Raw genomic sequence first — 2,393 nt, 5'->3', positions numbered from 1 at the left:
CTCCGGAGCCACCGCGCCCCCCCCGGCACCACCGCCCCGGGTCCCGGCGCGGCCGGGTCGGCGGCGGCCCCTGGACCGGCGGGCCGCCTCCCGGGCCCCCCCCCCCGAGCCGCCGGCAGGGCGGCGGCGAGCAGGAGGCGGGTGCACGGCAGCGCGCCGCGGGTTCGCTTCACCGGCCCCCCTCAGTGCTTGAGGATCTTGGAGAGGAAGCCCCTGGCCCGCTCTCGGGGGCGGAGGCAGGACGGGAAGACCATGCCCGCGTCCGCGCGGAGGGCGGCCGGTTCCCCGCCCTCGTCGGGCAGGGGCCTGCCGTCGAGCAGGATGGCGCCCGATTCGACGGTCTCCAGGCGGTTGACGGTCCGGCACGGGGTCGACCGCCCCGGACCGGACGGGCCGATGATCACCACCACCCCTCCGCGGCCGACGGTGAGGTCGATGTCCCGGAGGACGTGCAGTGCCCCGTAGCGCTTGTTGACGTTCCGCAGCTCGATCAACGGATCGACCGCCATGCCCTGCCCTGCCCACCAGTCGGAGTGTCGAGGTCAGCGCAAACTATCCAGCCACGGAAGGGCACTTCCGCTCGACACGCCTAAAGGCGACATAAACATCACACGGGTCGCGGGGAGGTCAGCCCTCGGAGGCTTCGGCGTACGCCTGGGAGAGCTCGGGGGATCCCGTCATCGCCCAGGACACCCCCGACTCCACCACGTTCAGCTCGCGGCCCGAGGCCAGGCGGATCACCGGCTGGCCGTTGGGCCAGACCTGCCAGGCGGCGCCCAGCCTGGTCCGGATGATCACCGTGCCGAGGTAGAAGCCCGCGTCGTTGCCGAGCCAGGGCACCACCTCCGGGTCCCGGCGCCAGCGGGGCATCAGCTGGTCGAGCGCTTCCAACGAGGCCGGACTCCCGTCGAGTTCCAGCCCGGCCGCCCGCGCGTGGACGCGCAGCATCTCGCATTCCGAGAACAACTCGTTGACGTTCTCGGGATCGTCCGCGAGGGCGGCGGCCAGTCCCGCACCCCGTTCCGTTGGGTGCCGGTTCAGCCAGTGGTCCAGGAAGGGGATGTTCATACGGACCAGCCTGGCACCAGGATCCCGCGCTGGCCACAGGGCGCGCGGGATCCGTGCGGGGACCGGCTACGCGTCCAGCGCCAGGTCGACGACGACCGGGGCGTGGTCCGAGGCGCCCTTGCCCTTGCGCTCCTCGCGGTCGACGTAGGCGTCGGTGACGGCCTTGGCGAAGGGCTCGTTGCCGTACACCAGGTCGATGCGCATGCCCCGGTTCTTGGGGAACGCGAGCTGGCGGTAGTCCCAGTACGTGTACGGGCGGTCGTACTTGAGCGGGCGCGGCACCACGTCGGACAGGCCGGCGGCACGCAGTGCCTCCAGCGCGGCGCGCTCGGCGGGGGTCACGTGGGTCAGCCCCTCGAAGACCGCCGGGTCGTACACGTCCTCGTCGGTGGGGGCCACGTTGAAATCGCCGAGCACGGCGAACGGGCGCGGACCGGCCGCGTCTTCGGCGACGGCGGTGGTCAGCGAGCGGAACCAGTCCAGCTTGTAGCCGTAGTGGTCGTGCTCGACCTCGCGGCCGTTCGGCACGTACACCGACCACAGGCGCACCCCGCCGCAGGTCGCGGAGATCGCCCGCGGCTCCTGGACCCCCTCGTAGTCGGGGCCGCCGGGCAGGCCCACGACCACGTCCTCCAGGCCGGCCTTCGAGATCAGGGCCACGCCGTTCCACCTGCCGGTGGCGTTGACGGCCGACTCGTACCCCAGCTCGCGCAGCTGCTCGTGCGGGAACTGCTCCGCGGAGCACTTGGTCTCCTGGATGCACACGACATCGGTGCCGGAGCTCTCCAGCCAGGCCAGCAGGCGGGGCAGCCGGGCGGTGATCGAGTTGACGTTGAACGTGGCGATACGCATGCCGACCAACCTACCGCCCGGCACCGACAGTCACAGTTCGGCGGCGTCCCCGGCGGCGAGCCGCCCGTGCTCGGTGCCGCCCAGCGCGGCCAGGGCGTGGTCGTAGATCGGCCGGGCGATGTCCGAGAGGTAGGCGTCGTGGATGTCGATGGCCCGGCGCGGCTTGACCTCGCGCAGGTAGTCGATCACCTCGGCGACCTTGTTCCAGGGCGCGTGCACCGGGAGCATCAGGGTGTCCACGGGCACCTCGGGCACGGTCAGCGCGTCCCCGGGGTGGAACAGCGAACCCTCCACGAGGTAGCCGACATTGGTGACCCGCGGGATGTCCGGGTGGATCACGGCGTGCAGCTCGCCGTGCACCTGGACCTCGAACCCGGCGGGGGGGTACGCGGCGCCCGGGACCCCGGGGGGCCCCCGCCCCCGCTACCCCCGGGGCCCCGGCGCCCCCCCGCGGCGCCGGCGCACAGCGGCCG

The 2,393-nt window shown here is 73.0% G+C and carries 3 protein-coding genes and 1 pseudogene; all 4 read right to left on the bottom strand.

Annotated features, from left to right (window positions below; genetic code table 11):
• Positions 1–182: 182 nt before the first annotated feature.
• Positions 183–509 (bottom strand): ATP-binding cassette domain-containing protein, encoded by a 327-nt coding sequence (locus ACFXA3_RS07415; RefSeq protein ID WP_385183241.1) that lies wholly within the window; start codon positions 507–509, stop codon positions 183–185.
• Between the two features lie 118 nt (positions 510–627).
• Entirely contained in the window at positions 628–1,068 is a 441-nt protein-coding gene (locus ACFXA3_RS07410; RefSeq protein ID WP_385183238.1) for a DUF6278 family protein, read from the bottom strand.
• A gap of 66 nt (positions 1,069–1,134) precedes the next feature.
• Positions 1,135–1,920 carry an exodeoxyribonuclease III gene (locus ACFXA3_RS07405; RefSeq protein ID WP_385183236.1) on the bottom strand — a complete coding sequence of 262 codons (786 nt, stop codon included), beginning with the start codon at positions 1,918–1,920 and terminating at the stop codon, positions 1,135–1,137.
• Positions 1,921–1,950: 30 nt separating this feature from the next.
• Positions 1,951–2,301, bottom strand: a pseudogene (locus ACFXA3_RS07400) (MBL fold metallo-hydrolase); the annotation flags it as partial.
• Between the last annotated feature and the right edge of the window lie 92 nt (positions 2,302–2,393).

This window comes from Streptomyces sp. NPDC059456, assembly GCF_042750055.1.
Taxonomy (GTDB): domain Bacteria; phylum Actinomycetota; class Actinomycetes; order Streptomycetales; family Streptomycetaceae; genus Streptomyces.
The sequence above is the reverse complement of the archived record's forward strand: the minus strand, read 5'-3'. Positions and strand labels throughout refer to the sequence as shown.